Annotated in this window: 2 protein-coding genes; both read right to left on the minus strand. The window is 72.3% G+C overall.

Annotated elements, in window-relative coordinates; genetic code table 11:
* Positions 1 to 11: 11 nt before the first annotated feature.
* Complete coding sequence (locus M0638_RS28140; RefSeq protein ID WP_248670269.1) at positions 12 to 191, minus strand: hypothetical protein; 180 nt, start codon at positions 189 to 191, stop codon at positions 12 to 14.
* Positions 191 to 422 (minus strand): helix-turn-helix domain-containing protein (locus tag M0638_RS28145; RefSeq protein ID WP_248670270.1); only part of this gene is annotated, 232 nt, incomplete at its 5' end. The genes M0638_RS28145 and M0638_RS28140, both read right to left, overlap by 1 nt.

Raw genomic sequence — 422 nt, forward strand, 5'->3', positions numbered from 1 at the left:
GATTCGCGGCGTCACTGGCGGATCTCCACCAGTCGCCGATAGAGCCGATGGACACGCCTGGCCCGGCGTACGCAGATGGCGTCGGGGCCGGCGCGGAAGGCGGCGAGGCACACGGAGTAGGCGCGCGGCGTCAGGCGGTCGGTGAAGTCCGACAGCAGCGACGCGGCACATTCCCACCCCGTGCGGCGCATCAGCCCTGAACCTCGCCAGTACCCTTTTCGACGTACTGCACGACGCGCCGCACACCGACCGCGGCCAGCAGCGTTGGGCCGGGCTCGCGCCGCGCGGCCAGCACGTCGCAGAGGTATTGCTGACTGATGCCGACCTGCGCCGCGAAGGCCTTCTGGCTGCCGGCGGCGCGCACGGCGCTGCGCAGCCGGCCGGCGACGTCGAGCGGGTGGACGATGACGGGGATCAGGCTC

The organism is Roseomonas acroporae (assembly GCF_023223525.1).
Classification (GTDB): domain Bacteria; phylum Pseudomonadota; class Alphaproteobacteria; order Acetobacterales; family Acetobacteraceae; genus Roseomonas_E; species Roseomonas_E acroporae.